Here is a 302-nt window from a genome sequence, read left to right as displayed (position 1 = left end):
TCTCGTGGGCTCGGAGATGTGTATAAGAGACAGTCTCTCCTCCTCCGCCATCAAATTTGACGGGTCAGCGAAAGCTGGCCCGTTTTGCGTTTATAACCGCATACCTTCTTTATGCCAGACCCCAGATCCCATTTCCCCTCATCCTAAAATTAATTGTATAAAAGCGCATAATTTCAACAAAATACGAAAAAAAAAGCTTGGCAAGCTCCGTAACAATCTCTATACTGCGCCCCATCAGTTGCTCAGGACGTTTTCTTAAACCGAATGAGTAAAGGATAAAGTGCGGAGGGGTGGCCGAGTGG

1 protein-coding gene is annotated in these 302 nt (G+C 46.0%); it reads right to left on the bottom strand.

Going from position 1 to position 302, the window contains the following annotated elements; translation table 11 throughout:
• Positions 1 to 109: 109 nt before the first annotated feature.
• A partial coding sequence (locus ACLRGG_RS21375; protein ID WP_416251584.1) for a hypothetical protein occupies positions 110 to 302 on the bottom strand: 193 nt, incomplete at its 5' end.

The organism is Erwinia sp. PPS120 (assembly GCF_047918655.1).
Classification (GTDB): domain Bacteria; phylum Pseudomonadota; class Gammaproteobacteria; order Enterobacterales; family Enterobacteriaceae; genus Erwinia; species Erwinia tasmaniensis_A.
This window is presented reverse-complemented; position numbering and strand designations above follow the sequence as displayed.